This window comes from Pseudactinotalea sp. Z1732 (genome assembly GCF_049724975.1).
Classification (GTDB): Bacteria; Actinomycetota; Actinomycetes; order Actinomycetales; family Beutenbergiaceae; genus CALKWS01.
Window position 1 is genome coordinate 233,960 of sequence record NZ_JBMPQC010000006.1, and the last position, 24,551, is coordinate 258,510.

Sequence of the window (24,551 nt, forward strand, 5' to 3'; positions counted from 1 at the left end):
TCCATGCACGCGCTCGACGTCCTCGGTGACCCGGTTCGACGCCGCTTGCTGGAGTTGCTCGCCGACGGTGAGCAACCAGCCGGTGAACTCGCCACCCGGATCGGTGCGGAGTTCGGCATCAGCCAACCGGCGGTGTCCCAGCACCTGCGGGTGCTGCGCACGCAGGGCTTCACCACGGTGCGCCCCGACGGCTCCCGGCGGCTGTACGCCGTCGACCCCGAGCCGTTGCGTCAGGCCGATGACTGGCTCGCACCGTTCCGCGCGTTCTGGGCGCCCCGCCTGGCTGCCCTCGAGACCGAGATCGCGCGCGGCAAGCGCGAGCGACGCCACCACCCCAGTAACGAGAAGGAGTGACCATGACCGAGAACGTCACCACCATCAGCGCCGGACAGGCCGACCAGGTCACGCGTGGCCTGGCCGTGACCGAACACGGCGACACCGCGACGGTCGTCGCCACGATCAGCCAGGCCTACGCCACCACCGTCGAGGACCTCTGGAACGCCTGCACCTCCGCCGAACGGCTCCCCCGGTGGTTCGGGCCCGTCTCCGGCGACCTCGAACTCGGCGGTCGATACCGGATCGAAGGAAACGCCGATGGCACGATCGAGGCGTGCGAGCCTCCGTCGCGTGTCAAGGCCACCTGGGAGTTCGCCGGGAACATCTCCTGGGTCACCCTCCGCATCACCGAGGACGACGACGGCGCCCGCCTCACCCTTGAGCACGAGACGACCGAGGACTTCCCGAGCGACTTCTGGACCACCTACGGGCCGGGCGCGACCGGGGTGGGCTGGGACCTGGCCTTCCTGGGACTGGCCCTGCACATCGCCACCGGGGCCTCGAAGCCGCCGGAGGGCTCGGAGTGGGAGCGCAGCGACGCAGCGCGCGAGTTCATCGCGGATAGCAGCCGCCGCTGGGCCGAGGCCTCGATCGCCGCGGGCACGCCCGAGGACGCCGCCCGCGCCGCCGAACGGAGGACGACCGCCTTCTACACCGGCCAGGAGGTCGAGTAGCGTCGCGCGGACTCGGGCGATCGCACCGCCGGTGCCGACAAGGCCGGCGGGTCAGAAGGCCGGCGGGTCAGGCCGCACCGGTGGTGCGTGATGCTCAGGGCGCCGGCGTGAGGAGGTAGTCCTCCGCGTCCGCGTCCCAGCGCAGGTCCACGAAGCCGCCGGCATTGGCGGCGCGCACGAACTGCAGGAAGTTGCGGTACCCGAGGGTCTTCTCGGAGAAGCCGGGGCGCTGCTTGCGCATTCGGTCCTTGAATCCGGACAACGGCACCGCCTCACCGGCACCACCGACCAGGTCGGCGACCGCGGCGAACGCCAGTTCACGTTCGCCGCGCTCGGGCAGGGACACCTCCGGGTCCCCGGCCGCGGGGCCGGAACTGATCTCCACCACCCCGCGCTCGGCCAGGTGGCGCAGGCACTCTCCGAAGGAACGGAACCCGTAGTCGGACTCGCTGAAGGTGGGATCCTTGCGCAGCAGGGTGCGTTTGAGCACCGAGGCGGTCACCGCCCCGGAGGACGAACTCAGGTCCGCCAGGGTCTGGGCCACCAGCACCGCCAATGACGGCGAGCGCTCCTCCGCGTTCGCCTGCTCGGTACCGGTGGCATCGTCGTCGGCCTGCTCGGTCGGGTCCGGGCGCTCGGGCTGCTCCGGCTGCTCGGCCGCGGCCTCCGGGGGCTTGGGCGCCCCGGGGCGGCGACGCCGCCCGGAGCGTTCGGAACCGCTGGGTAGGTCCACGCCCTCCAGGCGGTCGTAGAAGAGGAACTCATCGCAGGCCGAGGGCAGGAGCTTCGAGGTGGAGTTGGCCACCCCGATCCCGATCACCTGCTTGTTCATCTCGCGCAGTTTGTGCACCAGCGGGGAGAAGTCGCTGTCGCCGGTGCAGAGCACGAAGGTGGAGATGTAGTCGCGCTCGAAGGCCATCTCCACCGCGTCGACCACCATCTTGATGTCCGCGGCGTTCTTGCGTGAGGCCCCCTGGTGCTGGGGCATCTCGATCAGTTCCACGTGTTCGCTGGCCAGGTCGTGCCGGTCGGAGGCGAAGAACGACCAGTCCGCATACGCCCGTCGCACCACCACGCGCCCGCGAGCGGCGAGGGCATCGGCGATCGAGCGGAACTGGAACGTGGTGCCCAGATCACGCACCCCCAGCGCGAGGTTCTCGTAGTCCAGGAACACGGCCAGACGCTCATCAGATTCCATGCCGCCACCCTAGCCCTGGGGTCTGTGCGGCGCTGACCGCGACAGCGCCGCGCACTCCTCAGCGTTTGCGGGCCCGTCGCCAGCGGCGCCGGGGCTTGGACTTCTTGGCCGTGGCACCGCGCTGCTCGGTATCGGGCGCCGGGGCCTCCTGCACGGCCGACGGCGTCGCCGCCCCCGCCGTAGCACCGGCACCATGTCGCACCTGGGGCGGCTCGTCGAAGGCGTCCACGTCGGTGAACTCCACGCCACGCCGCTGCTTCCGTGCCTCGACGAGCCGGTAGAGCACCGGCACCAGCACCAGGGTGAGGATCGTGGAGGTGAACAACCCACCGATCACCACCAGCGCCAGGGGCCGGGAGATGAAGGCTCCCCCACCGGTGATTCCCAGCGCCATCGGGACCAGGGCACCCATCGTGGCGAAGGCCGTCATAAGGATCGGGCGCAGTCGGTGCCGGGCGCCGTCCTCGATCGCCTCGGCCAGTCCCATCCCGGCTCGGCGGTACTGGTTGATCAGGTCGATCAGCACGATGGCGTTGGTGACCACCACACCCACCAGCATCAGAGCACCCACCAAGCCGGCCACGCCCAGCGGGGTGCCGGTGATCAGCAGCAGCCCGATCGAGCCCGTGGCCGCGAACGGCACCGAGATCATCAGGATCAGCGGCTGCACCAGCGACCGGAAGGTGCCCACCATCACCAAGTAGACGATGGCCAGGGACAGCAGCAGGGCCACGCCCAGGTTGGCGAAGGCCTCGTCCTGGTCGGCCATCACGCCCCCGACCTGAACGCTCGCGCCGTCAGGCAGGTCGAGGTCGTCCAGGGCTTCCTGGAGTGCCGCACCCTGGGCGCCCAGGTCGGTGGCGGTGGAGGACGCGGTGATCGTGGCGGACTGGATACCTCCACTACGGGTGACCGAGGTGGGCAGGTCGACTTCCTCGACCTCGGCGATATCTGCCAGCAACACCGGGTCGGGTTCACCGACCTGCGCCGGATCGGGCTGGTCGAGGTCGGTCGGGTCGGGCCCTTCGGGAAGTTCGCCGGGGGCCATGCCCTCGGGTGCGTCCGTCGGTGCATCGCCGGGCATCTGCCCCGGGACATCCCCTGGTGCCGGGGAACCGGCGGGTTCGGCGGGCACCGTACCCACCGGCAGTTCTTCCAACTCGGTCATCGACAGCGGAGCCTCGCCGATCTGCATGACCACGTCGATCTCACCGGTGTCGGTGACGATCTGGCCCAGCGGGATGCCGTTCAGGGCGGCCGCCACCGACTGCCCCACCTGAGCCTCGCTCAGGCCCACCTCGGCGGCCGCTTCGCGGTCCACGCTCACCGTCACCGTCGCCAGGTCCTCGGCCAGGTTGCTGGCCACGTCGGTGGTGTCGGGCACCTCGGCGACGGCGTCGCGCACCTGCTGTGCGGCATCGGCCAGATCCTCGGAATCGGCGGCGGTGACCACCACTTCCACGCCACCTGCCAGTGCCGCCTGTCCCGGGCTCACGGTCAGTTCCCCCGCATCGGAGCCCAGGTCCGCCAACTCCTCGCGCAGCCGCCGTTCCACCTGCGCCGCATCGGCTTCCAGGTCCAGGCTCACCATGAACGTCGCGTCCTGGCCCGCGCCGACGAACGCCATCACGCCCTCGGCCTCACCGCCGGTCACCTGATAGGTCTGGACCTCCTCGATGTCCTCCAGGATCGCCTCGACCTGGGCAGCCGCCTCATCGCGGGCCCGCAGCGAGGTGCCGCTGGGCAGCGTCTGGGCGATGCTGACGGTGTTGTCCCCGGAATCCCCGATGAACTCGGTCTCCAACTGGGGCACCAGCGCGACGGTCCCGCCGAGCAGGCCGGCGGCGATCAGCAGAGTGATCACCGGGTGGGCCAGGGCCGGGCGCAACGTCGCCAGATAACCGCGCTGCAGCGGGCCCCGGCGCTCCTGGGCCTGCTCGTCCACCCTCACGTGCCCGCGCTGCCCGGTACCGGCCGTGGGTTCGGCTGCGGACGGGGCACCCTTGGCAACCGGTAGGAACCACCACGCGAGCACCGGCACGATCGTCAACGCGACCAACAGCGAGACGAGCAACGCGGCGGCAGCGGTGAAGGCGAACGGGCGGAAGAGTTCGCCCACCAACCCCCCGACCAGACCGATCGGCACGAACACCGCTGCGGTGGCCACGGTGGCCGAGGTGATCGCACCGCCCACCTCCCGCACGCCCGTCAGCACCGCCTGGTGCTTGGGACCGCCGTAGGACAGGTGCCGTTCGATGTTCTCGATCACCACGATGGAGTCATCGACCACCCGGCCGATGGAGACCGTCAACGCCGCCAGGGTGAGCAGATTCAGGGTGTACCCCACCACGTTCACGCCGATGATCGTGATCAGCAGGGACAGCGGGATGGACACCGCCGTCACCCCGGTGGGCCGCCAGGCGCGCATGAAGATGAGGATGACGATCACGGCGAAGATCAGACCGAGCATGCCCTCGACCGCCAGATCCTCCACGGACTGGGTGATGAACGGGGCTTGGTCGATGATGACCGAGATCTCCGCGCCCTCGCCCAGGAACTGCTCCAACTCCGGCAGCAGGTCGGCGACCTGGTCGGAGATCTCTACCGTGTTCCCCTCCGGGGTGGCCGTGACCGCCAGTCCGAAGGAGGTCTGGCCGTTGGTGCGGGCGAAGGAGGTGGCCTCCTCCTGTTCCACCGACACCTCGGCCACCTCATCCAGGCGCAGCACCTCGCCCTCGGCATTGCGTAGGGGTAGGGCGGCCACGTCGTCGACACCCTCGAGTGCCTCACCCACCTGAACGTTGAGCGCGCGCGGATCATCGCGCAGGGTGCCCGCCGGGATCACCATGCCGTGGGAGTCCAGGGTGCTGACGATCACGTCCGGGGACAGTCCGGCCATAGCCAGAGCGCCCGCGTCCACATCGATGGTGACCACCTCATCGACCGCACCGCTCAGGGCCACATCCCGCACGCCGTCGAGCGCCTCCAGTTCCGGCACCACCACGTCACGCAGCGTCTGCACCGTCTGCTCCGGATCCTCGGGCGCGGTCACCGCCAGTTGCACCACCGGCAGATCGTCGAAACTACCCACCATCACCTGCGGGTCGGCCGCCTCGGGCAAAGACATCCGGGACAACGCCATCTGCATCTGCTGCTGTGCCGTACCGGCCTCGGTGCCGTACGCCAGTTCCAGCAACACCGTGGACACGTTCGCGTTCGACGTCGCCGTGGTGGACTCCAGGCCCTCCACAGCCGTGGCCGCCTGGCTGATCGGCACGCTGACCTGGTCATCGACCACATCCGGGGAGGCTCCCGGGTACGGGGTGATCACCACCACGATGGGCAACTCGAAATCCGGGATGAGTTCTTGTTTCAACGTCGCCGCCGACCAGAGGCCCCCGAGGACGGCGATGATCGCGGCCAGGGCCACCAGGGCGCGGTTGCGAAGGCTGAAGCGAGCGAAAGCGATCACGGCGTGGTGTCTCCGGTGCAGGTACGGGCGCAGAGGTGCGGCCTCGCGCGGGAGGAGGGACTCGGGCGGGCCGCGCCTGGTGGCGTTGCCGTAGCCACCTCAGATTACCTGCGTACCCGGTCGGCCGGCATCGGCGCCAGCGCGCCTGGAACAACGGTGTACCTCGCCGTGAAACACTCGGGACACTCACAACACAGACCATGTGCACCGGCGTTAACCCATCAGCAGGGAGGCTGACGATGCTCCGCACCCGCGTCTGCGCCGCCGTCCTGGCCGCGGGCCTGGCCCTGGGGCTGGGTGCGTGCACCGACGATGAATCCGAACCGGACGGCGAGACCGGAGCGGACCAATCCCCCACCGCCGACGACGGGGACAGGGCCGACGGTGACGTCGAGGACAGCGAGGACGGCGCGACCGAGGACGGCGAGGACGGCGAGCCGGAGGCTGACGAGGGCGGCTCCGGCGGCGACAGCGACGACCTGCCCGGTGAGGTCATCGAGATCTTCCCCTGGGAGGGCGATGAACTCGCCGTGGTCGTGGTCGATCATGACGACGTCCTGAACGTGCGCGAACTCCCCGACCCGGGCGCCACCGTGGTCACCGAACTTGATCCGCTCACCCGGTCCGTGGTGGCTACCGGGCACAACCGCAGCGTGGACGACTGGGGTATCTGGGCCCAGGTCCAGGCCGAGGGCGTGACCGGGTGGGCGAACGTGACGTTCCTGGGCTACCTGGGCCGGACCGCCGACGCCGATGAGGACTTCGCCGATGTGGACCCGGCCGACTCCGTCGAGGACCTGGCCCTGGCCGTGGGCGCCCGGGCCGCCGAACTCAACGGTGCCGCCGAGATCGACAACGCCCGGATCGCCGTCTCCGACATCTCCGGCCCGGTCAACTCCCCCGACGTCACCGTTGATGTGACCGGCATCCCGGACGACGCCCAGAAGGGTGAACGACTCCTGATGCGCGCCGGGACGACCGCATCGGGGACGATCCAGGTCGAGTTCATCGAACGCACCATCATCTGCACGCGCGGGGTCTCCGAGGATGGCCTTTGCCTCTGACCCGCAGGACCACGAGCCCAGGAGGCTGACATGCTCCGCACCCGTATCACCACCACCGCTGCCGCGGCTCTGGCCGCCGCACTCCTCCTGAGTGCCTGCACCGGCGACGGCGAGGAACCACCGCCGCAGGAGACCGCCACCGAGGCCGAACAGGACGAGACCGGACCAGACCCGGACGAGACCGACCCGGACGAGACCGAACCGGGCGAGGACGAGCAGACCGATGAGGTGGAGAACGGCGGCGGCCCGGGGACCGAGCCCGCCGACCAGGCAGATCTCCCGGGCCAGGCGGTGGACTTGTACACCGAGGGCGAAACCGTCGACGTGGTCGGGGTGGCGCACGACGACGTGCTGTACGTGCGCGAGTTGCCCGACCCGACCTCCCCGGAGGTGACCGCCCTGGCCCCGCTGACCTCCGACGTCGTCCTGACCGGGCGCGCCCGGCAGTTGGACGACATGGCGGTCTGGCTGGAACTGGACGTCGAGGACCGGGTGGGCTGGGCGAACCTGCGCTATCTGGCCTACCTGGGCATGGTGACCGACGAGACCTCGCAGATCAGCGACCCCGGGCCCCAGGACTCGATGGCGGACCTGGCCGCCGCCGTGGTCGAGGACCTGCAGGAGGACGGCGCTCCCGACTTGGACATGACGGTGGCCGAGGACGTCCAGGAAGGGGACCTGACCACCATCGTGGTCGACGTCCAGGGCTACGCCGACGACTCCATCAACGGCCACCGGCTGCACATCTTCGCCAGCGACGAAGGTGGTGACGGCTACCGGCTGGTCAGCGTGGAAGCCACCCAGATCTGTACGCGGGGGGCCACCGAGCAGGGCTGCCTGTAAACGGAGTTGCCCGGGGGCTGCTCGGGGCTGCCGGTCAGCCGCGGCCGGCGGCCAGGGGCCCGCTCAGCGACGGGCGACCACGGTGTTGGAGGCCTGGGCGACCGGGCGGATCGTCAGCGAGTCGATGTTGACGTGTCGGGGCCGGCTCAGGGTCCAGGCGATCGCCTCGGCGACATCGTCGGCCACCAGCGGCTGGTCCACTCCGGCGTAGACCTGTTCGGCCGCCGCGACGTCCCCGAGCCGGCGCAGTGCGAACTCCTCGGTCTTGACCATCCCGGGGGCGATCTCGATCACCCGGATCGGCTCGCCGACGAGTTCCAGGCGCAAGTTGTTGGCGATCACGCGTTCGGCGTGCTTGGCCGCGACGTACCCCGCGCCACCGGGGTAGGTGTCGTGGGCGGCGGTGGAGGTGACGACGACGACGTCCCCGCCTTCGCCTTCTCGTAGCGCCGGCAGCAGGGCCTTGGTGGTGCGCAAGGTGGTCAGCACGTTGATCCGGTACATCTCCTCCCACTGGTCCACGTCAGCGTGTTCCACCGGGTCGGCGCCACGAGCCCCACCGGCATTGTTCACCAGGGCGTCCAGACCCCCGCCCGCGGTGACGGCCGCAGCCAACTGCGCCACGCCGTCGTCACTGGACAGGTCCGCCACCACATACTCGGCGCCGGACTCCTCGGCCACCGCGGCCAGTCGCTCGGCCCGCCGTGCCACCGCGATCACCTGGGCACCTTGGCTGCTGAGCAGCCTGACTGTTGCCGCCCCGATGCCGCTGGAGGCTCCCGTCACCACAATGCGCTTACCGCTGTTCATGCCACCATCCTGCCAGCCTGTCCCGGACCTGCGTAGGATGGTCGGTGGACACCGGGTCCTCTCTGCCCCGGCCAACCCCGGACCGACTCTGTCCGGACGTCCGGGCCCGGCTCTGGCCCACCAGATCACCGATCCATCCGGAGAGCCCCCGTGAACCCTCGTGTCCGTCACGCTGTGCCGCTGACCCTTGCCGCGCTCGTCCTGGTCGGATGCAGCACCGCCTCACCCACCGGACCGCAGTCCGTCCCGGAGGCGGCCGACGACGACGCGGCCGGTCATTACCCGGTCACGGTGGACAACTGTGGCACCGAGGTGAGCTTCTCCCACTCCCCGGAGCGGATCGTGACCATCAAGTCCACCACCTTCGAACTGGTGCTGGCTCTGGGGATGGGTGAGGCCGTGGTCGGGCACGCCTTCCTGGATGGTCCGGTACCCCCCGAACTGACCGGCGCGGCAGCGCAGGTGCCCGAACTGGCCGAACGGGACCCCTCCACCGAGGTGGTCCTGGCCGCCGACCCGGACCTGATCTTCGCCGGCTGGGAGTCCACGTTCACCGATGAGGGCCTGGGGTCGCGGGAGTCCCTGCACGAATTGGGCATCGCCACCTACGTCTCCCCACCGGCCTGCCAGGGGGAGGACTACATGCCCGACCCGCTGACCTTCGCCGAGATCGCAGACCAGATCCACCAGGCCGGGGAGATCTTCGGCGTGCCAGAAGCCGCCGCCCGGCTCGTCACCGAGCAGCAGGCCCGCCTCGAGGAGGTGACGGCGTCCGAGGCCGGGCTCAGCGCCCTGTGGTACTCCTCCGGCTCCGACACCCCGTTCGTGGGGGCGGGTATCGGCGCACCACAGTTGCTGATGGAGACCGTGGGGCTGCAGAACATCGCCGGCGGAATCGAGGACAGTTGGGCGTCGATGTCCTGGGAGGCGGTGGCCGATGCCGAACCGGACGTGATCGTGCTGGTGGACTCGGACTGGAACACCGCCGAGCACAAGATCTCCGTGCTGGAGTCGGTGCCGGCCATGGCCGCGCTGCCCGCGGTGAGCGAGGGGCGGTACCTGATCCTGGACTTCCCCACCACCGAGGCGGGGATCCGGTCCGCGGACGCCGCCGTCGACCTCGGTGAGCAGTTGGCGCAGGTAGAGGCCGGGTTGTCGTGACCGCCACCGTCACCCCACGCCGGGGCCTGCAGGCCCCCACCGGGCCCGCGCTGCCACAGCGGCCGCGACTGGCTCCCTGGTTGGTGCTGGGCGTGGTCGGGCTGATCGTCTCTGGCGTGGTGGCGATGGGGATCGGGCCGGCGGGAGTCAGCGCCGCGGAGATCCTCGGTTCCGGCTGGCACCACCTCAGCGGGGTGCTACCGGGGATGGAGCAGGCCGCGAACCCGCTGAGCCCGGCCCGGGATGCGATCGTGTGGCAGGGCCGGGCGCCCAGGGTGCTGACCGCCATGGCGGTGGGAGCCGGGCTGGCGCTGTGCGGAGTCGTGATGCAGGGCCTGACGCGCAACCCGCTGGCCGATCCCTACCTGCTCGGGGTCTCCTCCGGAGCGGCGCTGGGTGCGGTGGCGGTGCTGCTGCTCGGGGTGGGACTGTGGTTGCCGGTCGCGGCGTTCGCCGGTGCTCTGCTGGCCCTGGCGGCCACGCTCGCGCTCGCCGGAGTCGGGGGGGCCCTCACACCGGCGCGCACCATCCTGGCCGGGATCGCGGTGGCGCAGGCCTGCTCCGCGCTGGTCTCCTTCGCGATCTTCGCCACCACCCGCGGGGACTCCTACCGGGAGATCCTGGGCTGGCTGCTGGGGTCGCTGGCACGGGCCGGCTGGGCCTCGGTGCTGATCGCCGGGGTCTGTCTGGCCGTGATCGGGGTGGTGCTGATCGGGGCGGGCCGGTCCCTGGACGCCTTCGCCTTCGGGGACACCTCCGCGGCGTCCCTCGGCGTGAACGTGCGGGGGATGCGCTGGATGCTGCTGACCATGAGCGCGCTCCTGACCGGGGCGATGGTGGCCGTCAGCGGCGCGATCGGGTTCGTCGGGCTGGTGATCCCGCACATCATCCGGCTTTCCCTGACCCGCCGCCACCGTTGGTTGCTGCCGCTGTCGGCCTGCGCCGGGGCGCTGTTCCTGCTCTGGGCCGACACCGCGGCCAGGGTGGTGTTCGCACCGATGGAGGTGCCGGTCGGGGTGTTCACAGCCGGGATCGGGGCGCCGGTGTTCGCGTGGTTGCTGATGCGCAACCGCAAGGCCACGGCAGGTGGCACATGACGGTCCCGGTGCTGACCGCCCGCGGGCTGACGTACCGCGTGGCACCGCACGTCACGTTGCTGGACGGGGTGGATGTGAGCGTGCGCGCCGGAGGGATCACCGGCGTACTCGGTCCCAACGGGGCGGGGAAGTCCACCTTGCTGCGCCTGGTCGTGGGGGCGCTGTCACCGGAGGCCGGCCGGTTGCGCCTGCACGGAACGGACGTGGCCACGATGAGCCGGCGCGAGCGGGCCCGCACGGTGGCGTTCGTGGCCCAGGACTCCCCCACCGAGGTGTCCATGGACGTCCTCGACGTGGTGTTGCTGGGCCGCACCCCCCACCTGGGGGCATTCGCAGCGGACTCCCCGGCCGACGTGGAACTGGCCATGGACGCCCTGGAGCGCACCGGCGCGGCCCATCTGGCCCAGCGGGACATCGCCACCCTCTCCGGTGGCGAGCGCCAGCGGGTTCACCTGGCCCGGGCGCTGGCGCAGGAACCTCAGGTGCTGGTGCTGGACGAGCCGACCAATCACCTGGACGTGGCGGCGCAGTTGCAGGTGCTGGACCTGATCCACGCCGTGGCCGCCGCCGGCACCGGGGTGCTGGTGGCGATGCACGATCTGGACCAGGCCGCCCGGACCTGCGATGACCTGCTGGTACTCCAGGACGGCCGCACCGCCGGCTCCGGAACGGCCGCGGAGGTCCTGACCGCCGACCTGATCGGCGCGGTCTGGGGAGTGGGGGTGGAGTGGGTGTCGACATCCGGTGGGCGCGCGCTAATCCTGTCCCGTCTCGGGGTGCCGATCACCTAGATTGGACCTATGACGAATCGGGGGCCGCGGCTGCAGTTCGACCTCCCGCGCCCGAGTTGGACGTCCCTGGGCCGGGCCGCCCAATGGTGGATCCGGATCGTCGCGGCGGTGCACCTGGCTGCGCTGGTGGGCGTGGTGGTGGCCGAGCACCTGCGGAAGTTGCGCGACCCCTACCGCGGGGTCTTCCCGCGCATGGCGCCCTGGTCCACCGAGATCGCCGGCACCAAAGCCACCACCTTCACCTTCGGTGAGGACCTGTATGCGGCAATGCTGGACTCCATCCGCAGTGCCGAGCACTCCATCTACTTCGAGACCTTCATCTGGAAGGGTGATGAGGTCGGTGCGGCGTTCAAGCAGGCATTGATCGCCGCCGCCCGGCGTGGTGTGCAGGTGTACGTGGTGATGGACACCTGGGGCAACCTGGTGGTCGATCCACGGTTCAAGAGATTCCCGAAGTTGCCCACGTTGCACCTGCTGCACTTCCCGCTCTTCCGTCCGGGGCTGCTCACCTTCAACCTCCGCAAGACCGGCCGGGATCACCGCAAGATCCTGGTGGTCGACGACGAGGTCGGGTACGTCGGCGGGTACAACATCGGATCGCTGTACGCTTCCACCTGGCGCGACACCCACCTGCGGCTGGAGGGGCCGGCCACCTGGGAGTTGGCCAACGCGTTCGTCGACTTCTGGAACGACCACCGAACGGCGCGCCACCCCGAACTTCCCGACCAGGGCGTCAAACTGTGGGAGCCGCGGATCCGGGCGGCGCAGAACGCCCCGAGCCGGATGCTGTTCCCGGTGCGCGGTGTCTACCTGGACGCGATGGACCGGGCCGAGCATCACATCTACATCACCCAGGCCTACTTCATCCCGGACCGGGAGATCCTGCGCGGCCTCATTGCCGCCGCCCGGCGGGGTGTGGACGTGCGGGTGGTGATCCCGGAGATCTCCAACCACATCGTCACCGACTGGGCTGCGCGCTCCCACTACACCCAGCTGCTCGATGCCGGGGTCACGTTGTGGCTGTTCCAGGACGCCATGATGCACGCCAAGACGATGACGGTGGACGGACGCTGGTCCACCATCGGAACCGCGAACATCGACCGGCTGTCCTTGATCGGCAACTTCGAGATCAACCTCGAACTCTTCGATGCCGCACTGGCGCAGCACATGGAAGACATCTTCGCGGTGGACCTGACCAACTGCCGCCAACTGACCGCCGAGGAATGGAACGCCCGCAGCCTGGGCCACCGGGTCCTGGAACGGCTGATCCGCCCCTTCTCCCCCCTGCTGTAGTACCCCGCGGAGTTCGTCATGACGCTTCCCGCTGACAGTCATGTTCATAGTGAGTGGTCCTGGGATACAGGAGGACCTGGATCGCACGCTGCTGGTCGGATGCGCGCCACGTGCGCGCAGGCGGTCCGGATCGGACTGCCGGCGATCTTCTTCACCGAACACCTGGACATCCCGGACACCTGGCACGCGGAGCCCGATGACCTCATGCCGCACCAACGGAACTTCCTGAACGACGCAGGCAGGGTCGAGTTCGCTCCGTTCGATGCGAACGGCTACTTCGATGCCATCGACCGCATGCGTCATCAGTTCCCCGACCTGCGCATCCACACGGGCGTCGAGTTCGGCCAACCACACCTCTACGCCACCGCGGCCCGCCAGATGGTCGACCTCAGCCGGGTCGACCGCGTGCTCGGCTCGCTGCACACCCTTGACCTCGGCGAGGGCGCCGCCGAGCCGAACACCCTCTTCCGCGACCATGATCCAGCCGAGGTCATGAACGAGTATCTCGAGCAGATACCGGTCATGGTCTCAGGCTCGGAGTCCTTTGAGGTGGTCACCCACATCGACTACGCGGTACGCCAGTGGCCAATCGAGCAGTCCGGACCGTTCGACCCGCGGCGATTCGAGGAGCAGTTCCGGGGCGCGATGCGCGCAATCGCCGAGAGCGGGCGGGCCCTGGAGATGAACACGAAGCGCCTCTGGCCATGGATCCCGCAGTGGTGGGCGCAAGCGGGCGGAACCATGGTCAGTTTCGGCAGCGACGCCCACACCCCCGATGCCATCGCACGCGACTTTCCCGAAGCGACGGCGATGCTCGAGTATTTCGGGTTCCGACCAGGGCGTAGCCCGGAACAGCTCTGGGCACGCCCGGCCACCGGCTAGCAGCGCACGTCCAGTCGCGCGAGCGATCGGGAGTTCGGCGGTTCACCGTCGCCTTCGGAAACGAACTGCCGAACTGGGCAGTGGGTTCCTGACCGAGGCCTCAGGTGCCGGTGCGGAACATGTCCTCCTCCGGGGGTCGGATCGCCGCCTGGGCGCCGGGGCCATCCTCGGTCCGGGTCACGCTCAGCCCGCGCACCACCGCCACCGGGCGCCCCCCGGTCTTGCCGCGGACCAGGTCCGCCGCAGCGGCGATCTCGTCGGCCTGGGCGATGATCGTGGCCTGCAACGGCACCCCCTGCGCGTCATGCTGCCCGCGCAGATCGGCCAGCACCTCGATACCGGCGGCGCCGATGGCGATGTCGGCGACACCGCGGCGCCAGGGCCTGCCCACGGTGTCAGTGATCAGCACCGCCGGGCGTGCCCCGAGCCGGGCGTGCAGGCCGCGCCGGATAGCCCGGGCAGAGGCGTCGGGGTCCTTGGGCAGCAGCAGCACCATTCCCGGGGGCACGTTCGAGGTGTCCACCCCGGCGGCGGCCAGCACCAGGCCGTGATGGGTCTGCACGATGCGCAGCGGTGGCCCGTCCTCCCGATCCCGCCGGGCGACCTCCCGCACGCTCTCGGCGTCGATAGCCTCCTCCCGGCTGGCCGCGGCCATCAACCGACCCTCGGACTTGGCGACGATCTTCGAGGCGATCACCACCACGTCGTCATCGACGATGCCGGGTTCTGCGTCCGGCCAGGTCAAGCGCCCCAGCACCGGGGTGAGTACGGCGGCCAGGTCCGTGCCGGAGGTGATCTCCGGCAGGCCCTCGGGGGCCTGGGCGAGAAGCATCAGGTGCGTCCTTTCAATGCGGGCAGTACCTCGGCGCCGAAGATCTCGATCCACTCGGCCTGGTTGCGACCCACGTTGTGCAGGTAGATCCGGTCGAATCCCAGGTCGATGTAGCGCTGCAGCGCCGAGCGGTGCACGTCGAGGTCGGAGGAGATCCCCAGCTGCCCCTCGAAGTCCTCCGGACGGAGCATCCTGGCCATCTGGGCGACCGTGAACGGGGAGCGGATATCGGCGGTGGAGAACCGCATCGCCCCGGTGGGCCATTGCGTCATGGCATTGTCCAGCGCCTCGCCGTCGGTGGGCGCCCAGGACAGGTGCACCTGCAACACCTTGGGCATCGCAGCCGGGTCCTTACCCGCTTCCCTGGCCCCCTCGGCGAACCGGGCCAACAGCATCGCCAGGCGCTCCGGTGGCGCCTCCTGGGTGATCAGCCCGTCGGCACGGGCCCCGGCGCGGCGCGCCGTCACCGGGCCGGAGGCCGCTACCAGGATGGGCGGGGGCTGCTCCGGCATGGTCCACAACCGGGAGGACTCCAACTGGAAGTACTCCCCGGAGAACTTGGCGTCCTTACCGGCGGCGGAGGCGGTGAAGAGTCGGCGGATGATCTCGATCGCCTCGAACAGTCGGGCGATCCGGCTGGGTGCCTCGGGCCAGTACTGCCCGGTGACGTGTTCGTTCAGGGCCTCCCCCGAACCCAGTCCGAGCCAGTGCCGCCCGGGGTACATCGCCGCCAGGGTGGCGCTGGCCTGGGCCACCACCGCCGGGTGATAACGGAAGGTCGGCGCGGTGACGCCGGGGCCGATGTCACCGCTGGTGCGTTCGGCGATCGCGGTCAGGACGTTCCAGACGAACGGGGCCTGGCCCTGCGCCGGCACCCAGGGTTGGAAGTGGTCGGCCGCCATGGTGCCGGTGAAGCCGTGCTCCTGTGCCAGCGCGCTCAGGGCGACCGCAGCGGCCGGCGGGAACTGCGCCAGCATCGCCGAGTACCCGATCGCGCAGCCCATGGAGGTCTAGCCTACCGGCGGCCGGCGGCCGGCGGGGCCGAGGGCCCTGGCGGCACTCGTGCGGCCGCACCGCTCCCGCAGCGCCCTGCGCGGCCAGGACAGAACGTGCCAACGAACGAGACCTCACCCGCATTTTTGGACCGCGCCCAATAACCCGTACGCTAGGTCCATGCTCACCGTCAGGACCGCCGGTCTCGCGCCCGCCTACCTCGACTACCAGCGCGGACTCGACCTGCAACGCGAGGAACGGGAACGGGTGCGCACCGGCGCCTCCGCCGGCACGCTGTTCCTGCTGGAGCACACCAGCGTCTACACCGCCGGCCGGCGCACCACGGCCGAGGAACTCCCCACCGACGGCTCGGCCGTCGTCGAGGTCGACCGTGGCGGGAAGGTGACCTGGCACGGCCCTGGTCAGTTGGTGGGCTACCCGATCCTGGCCCTGCGCCGCCCCCGCGACGTGGTGGGATACCTACGCCGGGTGGAGTCCCTGGTTATCGACGTGCTCGCCGATCACCAGGTGACCGGGTTCCGGGTACCGGATCGGTCCGGGGTGTGGGTGGACGTCGGAGATGCTGTTCCGGCGAAGGTCGCCCAGGTCGGGATCCGGGTGGCCCGGGGCCTGACCGGTCACGGCTTCGCGATCAACTGCTCCAACAGCCTCGAGCCCTTCGCCGCGATCGTCCCGTGCGGCATCACCGACGCCGGCGTCACCACCCTCAGCGCCGTGCGGGGCGCCCGGATCGACCCTGAAGACCTGATCGGGGCGATCCATGCCCATGTCCCCGAGTTCAGCCGAGAGGTGGCGATGGAACCGATGACGCACACGCTGGTGGCCCGGTGAGCGCCCCACGGGAGGGCCGCAAGCTACTCCGGCTCGAGGTCCGCAACTCCCGGACCCCGATCGAGAAGAAGCCGGAGTGGATCAAGACCCGGGCGCGGATGGGACCCGAGTACCGACGGTTGCGATCCCTGGTCGGCCAGCAGAACCTCAATACCGTCTGCCAGGAGGCCGGCTGCCCAAACATCTACGAGTGCTGGGAGGATCGCGAGGCCACGTTCCTCATCGGCGGCTCCCAGTGCACCCGGCGCTGCGACTTCTGCCAGATCGACACCGGCAAACCGGCCGCCTACGACACCGACGAACCGCGCCGGGTCGCCGAATCCGTCCGGGAGATGGGACTGCGCTACGCCACCGTCACCGGGGTGGCTCGTGATGACCTGCCCGACGAGGGCGCATGGTTGCACGCCGAGACCGTACGGCAGATCCACCGGCTCAATCCGGGCACCGGTGTGGAGCTGCTCGCCACCGACTTCTCCGGCAAGGCGGCCCTCCTGCGCGAGGTGTTCGATGCCGGCCCCCAGGTATTCGCGCACAACGTCGAGACCGTGCCGCGGATCTTCAAACGGATCCGCCCGGCGTTCCGGTACGAGCGCTCCCTCGCGGTGATCAGCCAGGCCCGTGACTACGGCTTGATCACCAAGTCGAACCTGATCCTGGGGATGGGCGAGGAGCCCGAGGAGATCGTGGCCGCACTGCGGGACCTGCAGGAGGCCGGCTGCGACCTGATCACGCTGACCCAGTACCTGCGTCCGAGCCCGAGGCATCTGCCCGTCCAGCGCTGGGTGCCGCCGGCGGAGTTCGTCGAGCTCAAGGAGGTCGCCGAGCGGATCGGCTTCCTCGGGGTGCTCGCGGGGCCGCTGGTGCGTTCCTCCTACCGGGCCGGACGGCTGTGGGCGACGTCGATGCTCGCCAAGGGGCGTCCGGTGCCCGAGCAGTTGCAGCACCTGGCCGACAGCGTGGAGTTCGCACAGGGCGTCTGAGCCGGTCCCGCGGCCGCCGGACCAGGAGTCAGGGGTTGATCAGCACCTCGGCGATGCGGGAGTGCGCTCGGGTGTAGGCCCGCACCAGGGCCTCGGCCCGCGCCCGTCCACCGACCAGTGGGTGCGCGGCGAAGGCCTGCACGGCCAGTTCGCGAGACCCTGCGCCGACCGCTGCGACCAGGCTGGTCTCGGCACCGATGACCGAGCGCATCAGGGCCGCCTGCTCCTGTCCCAGTTCGGTGCGGGGTGCGATCGGGTGAGCCCCGTCGTCGTCGACTGTGCACGACACCTCCACGACTGCCTCGTCCGGCAGGGCGGCGATGGTGCCGGCGTTGCGTACGCCCAGGATCATCCGGGCCGGGCGCCCGGTCCGCAGCGCTGCCATCAGATCCACGGCGACGTCGTGGTAGCCACCGACGGCGACGTCGTCACTGTGGCGATCCTGCGAGCGCGCCTCCGCCATGTACGTGGACTCCCGCTCGTCGAGCACCGCCTGCCAGCGTCCGTAGGCGGCGCCGTCGGGTCCGGCGTCGTAGAAGGCGGCCTGCTGGGCGGCCAGGAACTCCCCGCGGGTGGTGGGCGGCGCCTCGGGCGCCGCGATGTAGTAGTACAGGTACTCGTTCGGGATCGCCCCGGCCCGCTGGATCCGTTCGGCACCGAGGATTCGTGCCTCCTCCAGCCGGCCCAGCCGCTCCGGATCGGCGAGCAGGGCCGGCAGCAGATCCTGGCCCTCGTGGAAGAAGCCGGTGAGGAAGCCCAGGTGGTTGATGCCCTGATAGTCCGGGCGGGACTGCTCGGCCGGTACCCCCAGCAGCCGGGCCACCCGGGCCACCAGGGCCAGAGGGGTGTCGCAGATGCCGAACACCCGATCCCCCAGGTGGGCGCGCATCCCCGCGGTGATCATCCCGGCGGGGTTGGTGAAGTTGATCGTCCAGGCCTCCGGGGCCAGCCGGCCGATGCGAGTGGCGATCCCGGTGGCGACGGGCAGGGTGCGAAGGGCGAAGGCCAGTCCGCCGGCGCCGATCGTCTCCTGGCCCAGCAGCCCGGCCTCGATCGCGATGCGTTCGTCGACGACCCGCCCGGCGGTGCCACCGACGCGGATGGCGTTGAAGATGACGTCGGCACCGCGCAGCGCCGTGTCAAGGTCCGAGGTGGTACGCACAGGTGGGGCACCCGGGACCGCGGCAGCGATCGTGGTGCAGACCTGCGCGATCACCTTCAGGCGGTGCGGGTCGACGTCGTAGAGCACCACCGACGTCGGTCTCGCCTGCTGGTGAGCCCGGGTGAGCGCGCGATAGACCAGCGGAACCCGGAAGCCCCCACCGCCGAGGATGGTCAGTTGCATACCGGTCACAGTATCGCCGTGACGCTGACGTAGGGCGAGTGGCACACTCAGGGCGATGGCTGCCACCGACCCGACCGGCCCCGAGGGTGGGGCCGAGACCGCTGAGCAGGTTGATGCTGAGCGGGAGGGCGCTGCCCCGGTTGACGCTGAGCCGACCGGCACGGAGCGGGCCGGCGGCGACGCCGAACCTGTGGTCGACGTGATGCTCTCCGGGTTGGTCTTCTTCGACATCGTGTTCACCGGCTTTCCCCATCCACCCGCCCCCGGCACCGAGGTGTGGACCGGAGGTATGGGCTCCAGTCCCGGCGGCATCGCGAACCTGGCCGTGGCCACCGCCCGACTCGGTCTGCGCACCGCTCTGGCGGCCGCGTTCAGCGACGACCTGTACGGGGACTGGATGTGGCAGGTGCTCAGCGAGCAGGAACACATCGACCTGTCCGCGTCCCGGCGCCAGTCCGGCTGGCACACCCCGGTGACCGTGTCGTTGGCGGTCGAAGCCGACCGGGCGATGGTCACCCACGGCCATCCGCCGCCGCACTCGGTGACCGCTGCGCTGCACCGCCCGCCGAGCGCTGCGAGCGTGCTGGTGGACCTGGGCGATCCGGCCACCAGGGAACAGCACTGGTGGCGCCGCGCCGCCGCCGAGGGTGCGCTGGTGTTCGCTGACGCCGGCTGGGATCCGGAGCAGACGTGGGACCCCGCGGTGCTGCGCGCCCTGGATGGATGCCACGCCTTCATCCCCAACGCGGCGGAGGCGATGGGCTACACCCGCACCGACACCCCGGACCGGGCGCTGGCCGCACTGGCCGAACTGGTGCCTCTGGCCGTGGTGACCGATGGTGCCGCCGGGGTGGCCGCGATCGACCACTCCACGGGTGAACGCGAGCAGATCCCGGCACTGGCGGTGGAGTTGACCGATGCCACCGGGGCAGGGGACGTCTTCGCCGCGTCATTGGTGGCGGGGACCCTGCGGGGCTGGCCGCTCCGCCAGCGCCTACGGTTCGCGGCCTTGTGTTCGGCGCTGGCGGTGCAACAGTTCGGTGGTTCCCTGGCCGCCCCGGGCTGGGGTGACCTGGCCGACTGGTGGCACCTGGTGCAGGCCCGGGCCAGCACCGGCGATCCCGTCGCCGAACGGACCCGCGCCGAACACGCCTTCATGGGGGACGCCCTCGCCGGCGCCGACACCCGGCGGGTGCGCCGGGCCGAGGCCACCATCGCCCGGTTCTCCGACGCCGATACGCCCGCGACGTGCCCGCAGCGCCCACCGGGCGGGTGAGGTCTCGGGCGTGGGCCCGGGACCGTGGGCACGATTTCCGGCCACCCCACCGAGTCTGGGAAGATACCGCTCATGACTACCTCCAGCCCCGCAGGTCCCCCGCCCGTGCCGACCGAGCCCATCCGCCCGGTCGCGCAGGTACCGGACAAACCGGGCGTGGACGGACTCGAGGATCGTTGGGCTCAATCGTGGGCGGCGCAGAACACCTACGCCTTCGACCGCAGCGCCACCCGCGAGCAGGTCTTCTCCATCGACACCCCACCGCCGACGGTGTCCGGGTCGCTGCACATCGGGCACTGCTTCTCCTACACCCACACCGACCTGGTGGCCCGCTACCAGCGCATGCGCGGCCGGGAGGTCTTCTACCCGATGGGGTGGGACGACAACGGCCTGCCCACCGAGCGTCGGGTGCAGAACTACTACGGCGTGCGCTGCGACCCGACCCTGCCCTACGAGGAGGACTTCACCCCTCCCGGTGATGGCTCCAAGACCATCAAGCCGGCCGACCAGGTGCCGGTCTCGCGTCGCAAGTTCGTGGAGTTGTGCCTGGAGTTGACCGCGCAGGACGAACAGGCCTACGCGCACCTGTGGCGACACCTGGGGCTGAGCGTGGACTGGTCGTACCAGTACCAGACCATCGATGCCCGCGCCCAGAAAGTCGCCCAGACGGCGTTCCTGCGCAACCTCGCCCGGGGGGAGGCCTACCAGGCGCAGGCACCGGGATTGTGGGACACCACGTTCCAGACCGCAGTCGCGCAGGCCGAGTTGGAAGCCCGGGACTATCCCGGGCACATGCACAAGGTCGCCTTCCACTCCGACAACCCGGCCGGCGGCGAGCAGGTGGTCATCGAGACCACCCGCCCGGAGTTGCTGGTCTCCTGTGTGGCACTGATCGCTCATCCCGACGACGAGCGCTACGCCCCGCTGTTCGGCACCACGGTGCGCACGCCGCTGTTCGGCGTGGAGGTGCCGGTGCTGGCCCACCCGGGCGCGGAGATGGACAAGGGCACCGGAATCGCGATGTGCTGCACCTTCGGTGACCTGACCGATGTGGGCTGGTGGCGGGACCTGCAGTTGCCGACCCGGTCGGTGATCGGTCGTAACGGCAGGCTGCAGGGCGAGACCCCAGCATGGGTCAGTGGGGCGGGCGCGGCGCTGTACGAATCCACATTGGCGGGCAGGACCACCTTCTCCGCCCGGGCCGCCACGGTGGAAGCATTGCGGGACAGCGGTGACCTCCTCGCCGAACCCGAAGCGGTGCAGCGCATGGCCAACTTCTTCGAGAAGGGCGACCGGCCCCTGGAGATCGTCACCTCCCGGCAGTGGTACATCCGCAACGGCGGCCGCGATGAGCCCCTGCGCAGCGAGTTGACCGCGCGCGGAAAGGAACTGCAGTTCCACCCCGACTTCATGCGGGTGCGCTACCAGAACTGGGTCGATGGCCTCTCCGGTGACTGGTTGATCTCCCGGCAGCGTTTCTTCGGTGTGCCCTTCCCGGTCTGGTACCCGGTGCACACCGACGGCGAGGCCGACTTCACCGCCCCGATCCTCCCGGATGAGGCAGCCCTTCCGGTGGACCCCTCAGCACAGCCGGCCCCGGGCTACACCGAGGACCAGCGCGGGCTGCCCGGCGGGTTCGTCGGAGATCCGGACATCATGGACACCTGGGCGACCTCCTCCCTGACCCCGCAGATCACCGGCGGGTGGCTGGACGATGAGGACCTGTTCGCCCGGGTCTACCCGATGGACGTGCGCCCGCAGGGCCAGGACATCATCCGCACCTGGCTGTTCTCCACCCTGCTGCGCTCCCACCTCGAGCACGACCGGTTGCCCTGGAAGCACACCGCGATCTCGGGCTGGATCGTGGACCCGGACCGCAAGAAGATGTCGAAGTCCAAGGGCAACGTGGTCACCCCGATGGGCCTACTGGAACAGCACGGGGCCGACGCGGTGCGGTACTGGGCAGCCTCGGCCCGGCTGGGCGCCGATGCCGCGTTCGACCCGCAACGGCCCACCCAGATGAAGATCGGGCGGCGCCTGGCCATCAAGATGCTGAATGCCTCGAAGTTCGCGCTGTCCTTCGCCGGGGATGAACCGGTGCGGTTGGACCCGGCGTCGGTGACCGAGCCGCTGGACCGCTCGGTGCTGGCGAACCTGGCCCGGGTGGTCGAGCAGGCCACCGCGGCGATGGAGGCCTACGACCACACCCGCGCCCTGGAGGTGACGGAGAGCTTCTTCTGGACCTTCTGCGACGACTACCTGGAACTGGTGAAGGAACGCGCCTACGGCGGCGGGGACGCCCCGGCGGCCGCGGTGGCCTCGGCCAGGGCCACGCTGTATCTGGGCCTGGACGTGCTGCTGCGGTTGTTCGCCCCCGTGCTGCCGTTCGCCACCGAGGAGGTCTGGTCCTGGTGGCGGGAAGGCTCTGTGCACCGGGCGGCGTGGCCCTCCGCGGAGCCGCTGCGTGCCGCCGGCGGCGACGCCGACCTGGACCTGCTCGACGCCTCCGGGGCTGCGCTCAGCGCACTGCGTAAGGTCAAGTCGACCGCGAAGGTCTCCCAGCGCACCCCGTTCGGCGATGTCGAGTTGACCGCACCGGACCCGGCGTTGCTGGAGCAGGTGCGGGGCGATCTGCGGGCCACGGGCGTGGTCGGGGGCGAGCTGACTTTCGCCGTCGGGGATGAAGTCGCGGTGCGCGGGGACCTGCAGATCGAGGACACCCCGACGCGCTGACCCGTACCTGCCTGCCGCGCGGGGCCTCGACGCCCACCGCGGACCGTGCCAGTATGTGCGCTAGAGCGCACACATTGGGAGGCGCCGGTGGTTGATGTCGATGCGGTCTGGTCGGCGCTTGCGCATCCGGCCCGGCGCCACGTGATGCAGGTGCTCCGCGAGGGCCCGCAGCCCACAGGCGTGCTGCACGCCGCGCTCGAGGACCACGGGCAGTCGCCCAGCCGCTTCGCCACCCAACGACACTTGCGGGTGTTGCGCGAGGCTGACCTGGTCCTGGTGACCCAGCGTGGCCGGGAACGGATCAACGCACTCAACGGCTCCGCGCTGCACCAGGCCACCATCGGCTGGCTGCCCGGACCGGACCGGGCGATGGCCACCTCCTTGGACCGATTGCGATTCAGTGCCGAACGGATTGACCGAACCCGACGAGAGGACCCTCCCATGACCGCTGTCAACAGCCTGCATGTGGTGCAGGCCATCACGATCGCCGCACCAGCACAGCGGGTCTGGTCGGCGCTGGTCGATGAACCCAGCCAGTGGTGGGGCAGCCCGTATCTGCTCATCGAGGACCCCAAGCCCCACTTGTCCATCGACGCCCGGCTCGGCGGACAGGTCCAGGAAGTGGCCGGTGAGCACCAGGCCTCCTGGGGCACCATCTCCGAACTCGAACCCGCTCACCTCCTGGCCTGGACCGGCGCGATGGGCATGGGCGGGGCGACCACCGGCAAGGTGGAGTACCGCCTGGCACGCGGGGGCGAGGGCACCCGCGTCACCGTGACCCACGACGCGATCGGCACGTTCGGTCAGGGCGCCATCGACAGCTATGACTACGGGTGGGCGGACTTGCAGGCACGGCTGGCGATGTGGGTCCAGGACGGAACCGCGTTCGGCGTGGCTGGGTCGAACACCACTCCGGCCTTCACCTTCGAGCCGACAGCGCGGGACTAGGGCGTGTCTGCTAATGCTTGGCTCGGTAGGTCAGGATGGTCATCCCGAGTAGCACGCCGCCGAGGTAGGTCACGGCGTACTTGTCGTATCTGGTGGCCAGTGCTCGCCACTGTTTGAGCCGGTTGAAGGCTCTCTCGATGGTGTTGCGCAGGCCGTAGAGTTCGGCGTCGAATCCTGGGGGCCGTCCGCCCTTGGTGCCCTTGGTCTTGCGGCGGGTGATCTGGTCGGAGCGCTCGGGGATGATGTGCTTGATCCGTTTGCCTCGCAGAAACTCCCGGGTGCTGGGGTGGGAGTAGGCCTTGTCGGCCAGCAGATGCCCATTCATCTGCCCGCCAGCCTGGCCCAGGGCCTCAATCAGCGGGGCCAGCATCGGGTTGTCTCCGGCCTGTCCGGCGCTGAGCATGGCCAGCACCGGGGTGCAGCTGGCATCGGCCAGGGCGTGGATCTTGGTGGTCAGCCCACCGCGGGAGCGTCCCAGGGCGTGATCAGGCGGCTCCCCGGGCACGAGGCGAGAATTCTTGTGGTTCGAATCTGCCCCCTGTGTGTGATCCACCCTCCTCGGCAACCGAGTCCCGGCGGGCGCCAGCGGCGTGCTGATGGGCCCGCACACTGGTGGCATCGATGGACAAGACTTGGGCGACCTGCTCGGCATCCAGCCCGGTGTGGGCACCGACGGCGGCCAGCATCCGCTCATAGGTGCCATCGACCGACCAGAGCCGGTGGCGTTGCCACACCGACTGGAACGGCCCGAAGCATGCCGGCAGATCCCGCCACGGCGAACCGGCACGAAACCGCCAGATGATCCCTTCCAACATCAGGCGGTGATCGTTCCACGGCCGGCCCCTGCGGCCGGCATCCTGGGGCATCACCGTGGCCAGGATCTCCCACAATTCATCACTGATCTCACCATCACGAACCATGACTCCCACCATGGTTCACTCACACCGCGAATCTTTGGCAGACACGCCCTA

20 protein-coding genes and 1 pseudogene are annotated in these 24,551 nt (G+C 70.0%); 14 read left to right on the forward strand and 7 right to left on the reverse strand.

Going from position 1 to position 24,551, the window contains the following annotated elements; all coding sequences use genetic code 11:
• The first annotated feature begins 3 nt into the window (after positions 1-3).
• Both ACPL7H_RS13075 and ACPL7H_RS13080 read left to right on the forward strand, forming a co-directional pair.
• On the forward strand, positions 4-354 hold the full coding sequence (locus ACPL7H_RS13075; RefSeq protein WP_424797321.1) for an ArsR/SmtB family transcription factor: 351 nt from the start codon (positions 4-6) through the stop codon (positions 352-354).
• A 2-nt stretch (positions 355-356) separates the two neighbouring features.
• Complete coding sequence (locus ACPL7H_RS13080) at positions 357-1,010, forward strand: SRPBCC family protein (protein ID WP_424797322.1); 654 nt, start codon at positions 357-359, stop codon at positions 1,008-1,010.
• Between the two features lie 94 nt (positions 1,011-1,104).
• On the opposite strand, the gene ACPL7H_RS13085 is transcribed toward ACPL7H_RS13080, so the two are convergent.
• Entirely contained in the window at positions 1,105-2,208 is a 1,104-nt protein-coding gene (locus tag ACPL7H_RS13085; protein ID WP_424797323.1) for an NYN domain-containing protein, read from the reverse strand.
• A 58-nt stretch (positions 2,209-2,266) separates the two neighbouring features.
• Positions 2,267-5,680, reverse strand: a complete 3,414-nt coding sequence (locus ACPL7H_RS13090) for an efflux RND transporter permease subunit (RefSeq protein WP_424797324.1) — start codon at positions 5,678-5,680, stop codon at positions 2,267-2,269.
• Positions 5,681-5,919: 239 nt separating this feature from the next.
• Here ACPL7H_RS13090 and ACPL7H_RS13095 point away from each other — a divergent pair, with 239 nt between their 5' ends.
• Positions 5,920-6,744, forward strand: coding sequence for a hypothetical protein (locus ACPL7H_RS13095; RefSeq protein ID WP_424797325.1), 825 nt, complete (start codon positions 5,920-5,922; stop codon positions 6,742-6,744).
• 30 nt (positions 6,745-6,774) lie between these two features.
• Positions 6,775-7,587, forward strand: a complete 813-nt coding sequence (locus tag ACPL7H_RS13100; RefSeq protein WP_424797326.1) for a hypothetical protein — start codon at positions 6,775-6,777, stop codon at positions 7,585-7,587.
• 63 nt (positions 7,588-7,650) lie between these two features.
• Here the strand turns inward: ACPL7H_RS13100 and ACPL7H_RS13105 are convergent, their stop codons facing one another.
• A complete protein-coding gene (locus ACPL7H_RS13105; protein WP_424797327.1) occupies positions 7,651-8,397 on the reverse strand; it encodes an SDR family oxidoreductase in 747 nt (248 codons plus the stop codon).
• Positions 8,398-8,547: 150 nt separating this feature from the next.
• On the opposite strand from ACPL7H_RS13105, the gene ACPL7H_RS13110 reads away from it, so the two are divergent.
• Genes ACPL7H_RS13110 through ACPL7H_RS13130 form a run of 5 tightly spaced genes read left to right on the forward strand, consistent with a single transcriptional unit; the run spans position 8,548 to position 13,621 of the window.
• Positions 8,548-9,558, forward strand: coding sequence for a putative F420-0 ABC transporter substrate-binding protein (locus tag ACPL7H_RS13110; protein WP_424797328.1), 1,011 nt, complete (start codon positions 8,548-8,550; stop codon positions 9,556-9,558).
• Positions 9,555-10,655 carry a putative F420-0 ABC transporter permease subunit gene (locus ACPL7H_RS13115; RefSeq protein WP_424797329.1) on the forward strand — a complete coding sequence of 367 codons (1,101 nt, stop codon included), beginning with the start codon at positions 9,555-9,557 and terminating at the stop codon, positions 10,653-10,655. The genes ACPL7H_RS13110 and ACPL7H_RS13115 overlap by 4 nt, the downstream gene beginning before the upstream one ends.
• Positions 10,652-11,446: an ABC transporter ATP-binding protein gene (locus ACPL7H_RS13120; protein ID WP_424797330.1), complete on the forward strand. Its 795-nt coding sequence runs from the start codon at positions 10,652-10,654 to the stop codon at positions 11,444-11,446. Before ACPL7H_RS13115 ends, ACPL7H_RS13120 begins: the two co-directional genes overlap by 4 nt.
• Positions 11,447-11,455: 9 nt before the next feature.
• Positions 11,456-12,739, forward strand: coding sequence for a phospholipase D-like domain-containing protein (locus ACPL7H_RS13125; RefSeq protein WP_424788453.1), 1,284 nt, complete (start codon positions 11,456-11,458; stop codon positions 12,737-12,739).
• Positions 12,740-12,757: 18 nt separating this feature from the next.
• Positions 12,758-13,621: a PHP domain-containing protein gene (locus tag ACPL7H_RS13130; RefSeq protein WP_424797331.1), complete on the forward strand. Its 864-nt coding sequence runs from the start codon at positions 12,758-12,760 to the stop codon at positions 13,619-13,621.
• A gap of 100 nt (positions 13,622-13,721) precedes the next feature.
• Here ACPL7H_RS13130 and cofE read toward each other — a convergent pair whose 3' ends face one another.
• Together cofE and ACPL7H_RS13140 are read right to left on the reverse strand one after the other, a co-directional pair.
• Positions 13,722-14,453, reverse strand: coding sequence for a coenzyme F420-0:L-glutamate ligase (cofE, locus tag ACPL7H_RS13135; protein WP_424797332.1), 732 nt, complete (start codon positions 14,451-14,453; stop codon positions 13,722-13,724).
• Positions 14,453-15,457, reverse strand: coding sequence for a TIGR03557 family F420-dependent LLM class oxidoreductase (locus ACPL7H_RS13140; protein ID WP_424797333.1), 1,005 nt, complete (start codon positions 15,455-15,457; stop codon positions 14,453-14,455). The genes cofE and ACPL7H_RS13140 overlap by 1 nt, the downstream gene beginning before the upstream one ends.
• A gap of 169 nt (positions 15,458-15,626) precedes the next feature.
• Here ACPL7H_RS13140 and lipB point away from each other — a divergent pair, with 169 nt between their 5' ends.
• Positions 15,627-16,298 carry a lipoyl(octanoyl) transferase LipB gene (gene lipB / locus ACPL7H_RS13145; RefSeq protein ID WP_424797334.1) on the forward strand — a complete coding sequence of 224 codons (672 nt, stop codon included), beginning with the start codon at positions 15,627-15,629 and terminating at the stop codon, positions 16,296-16,298.
• Positions 16,295-17,278: a lipoyl synthase gene (gene lipA / locus ACPL7H_RS13150; RefSeq protein ID WP_424797335.1), complete on the forward strand. Its 984-nt coding sequence runs from the start codon at positions 16,295-16,297 to the stop codon at positions 17,276-17,278. The genes lipB and lipA overlap by 4 nt, the downstream gene beginning before the upstream one ends.
• 28 nt (positions 17,279-17,306) lie before the next feature.
• On the opposite strand, the gene ACPL7H_RS13155 is transcribed toward lipA, so the two are convergent.
• Positions 17,307-18,623 carry a 6-phospho-beta-glucosidase gene (locus ACPL7H_RS13155; protein WP_424797336.1) on the reverse strand — a complete coding sequence of 439 codons (1,317 nt, stop codon included), beginning with the start codon at positions 18,621-18,623 and terminating at the stop codon, positions 17,307-17,309.
• Between the two features lie 55 nt (positions 18,624-18,678).
• Between ACPL7H_RS13155 and ACPL7H_RS13160 the strand changes: the two genes are divergently transcribed.
• From ACPL7H_RS13160 to ACPL7H_RS13170, 3 genes are all read left to right on the forward strand, one after another.
• Positions 18,679-19,899, forward strand: a complete 1,221-nt coding sequence (locus tag ACPL7H_RS13160; protein ID WP_424797337.1) for a carbohydrate kinase family protein — start codon at positions 18,679-18,681, stop codon at positions 19,897-19,899.
• Positions 19,900-19,971: 72 nt separating this feature from the next.
• A complete protein-coding gene (valS, locus tag ACPL7H_RS13165; RefSeq protein WP_424797338.1) occupies positions 19,972-22,632 on the forward strand; it encodes a valine--tRNA ligase in 2,661 nt (886 codons plus the stop codon).
• 87 nt (positions 22,633-22,719) lie between these two features.
• Positions 22,720-23,580 (forward strand): SRPBCC domain-containing protein, encoded by an 861-nt coding sequence (locus ACPL7H_RS13170; RefSeq protein WP_424797339.1) that lies wholly within the window; start codon positions 22,720-22,722, stop codon positions 23,578-23,580.
• Positions 23,581-23,590: 10 nt separating this feature from the next.
• Here the strand turns inward: ACPL7H_RS13170 and ACPL7H_RS13175 are convergent.
• Positions 23,591-24,500 (reverse strand): annotated as a pseudogene (locus ACPL7H_RS13175) (IS5 family transposase).
• Positions 24,501-24,551 lie beyond the last annotated feature (51 nt).